The sequence below is a fragment of the Streptomyces beijiangensis genome (assembly GCF_017315755.1).
In the GTDB taxonomy this organism is placed as follows: Bacteria; Actinomycetota; Actinomycetes; order Streptomycetales; family Streptomycetaceae; genus Streptomyces; species Streptomyces beijiangensis.
Genome location: NZ_JAFLRJ010000796.1, coordinates 1 through 477, shown reverse-complemented (window position 1 = coordinate 477; position 477 = coordinate 1). Strand labels below are relative to the sequence as shown.

General features: G+C 70.6%; 1 protein-coding gene. It reads left to right on the top strand.

The genetic code is table 11. From position 1 onward, the window contains the following. The coding region (locus J0695_RS39155) for a hypothetical protein (protein WP_206969620.1) at positions 1 to 461 on the top strand (461 nt) is incomplete at its 5' end. Between the last annotated feature and the right edge of the window lie 16 nt (positions 462 to 477).

Sequence of the window (477 nt, the reverse complement as noted above, 5' to 3'; positions counted from 1 at the left end):
CCGACTCCTCGTACGCGGGCCGCACGAAGGACGACAGAGCGTCCGTGGCCATCTCGCTCAAGGGCGGCAAGGCCATCGCGTATTTCTGCGACGGCCGCACCCAGGAGGCCTGGCTGAAGGGTGACGTCAAGGACGACGGCACCATGCGGCTGACCGGCAGCGACGGTGCGAAGCTCGACGGCACCCTGCGCGGGAACAAGGTCGACGGCACGGTCGACGTCCGCAAGAAGTCCTGGCAGTTCACCGCGGCCAAGGCGGTCAAGCCCTCAGGGCTCTACCGCGCCACGACCGAGGTGCGCGGCGCGAAGTTCGACGGCGGCTGGATCGTCCTGCAGGACGGACGCCAGGTCGGCATCGTCGACAGCGACGGCACGCCCGCCGCCGCGCCCCCGATCGACCCGCGGACCGGCGCCGTGACCGTGAACGGCACCGAGATCACCGCTGCCCCCGCCGTCCCCTGAGTGCAGGGAGTGAGTA